At 47.5% G+C, this 219-nt stretch carries 1 protein-coding gene; it reads right to left on the reverse strand.

Going from position 1 to position 219, the window contains the following annotated elements; translation table 11 throughout:
* Positions 1–219 (reverse strand): hypothetical protein (locus ZA07_RS16105; protein WP_197276675.1); only part of this gene is annotated, 219 nt, incomplete at both ends.

Consider the following 219-nt stretch of genomic DNA (forward strand, 5'->3'; position numbering starts at 1 on the left):
GATAGTTCCAACACCATCATTGACGGTATTGGTAGTTTCTGAATAGCTAACTGTAAGGGTTGTATCACAGTTGTCTGTTGCGGTAACCACAACAGGAGCGGGTATGGCATCACATTCTACGGTCACATCGGCAGGAACGCCAACAAGCACCGGAGGCGTGTTGTCCTCCACGGTAATGGTTTGGGTTTGTGTTGTTGTATTGCCATCGTTATCAGTTAC

It is taken from the genome of Mangrovimonas sp. ST2L15 (assembly GCF_001280515.1).
Taxonomy (GTDB): Bacteria; Bacteroidota; Bacteroidia; order Flavobacteriales; family Flavobacteriaceae; genus Mangrovimonas; species Mangrovimonas futianensis.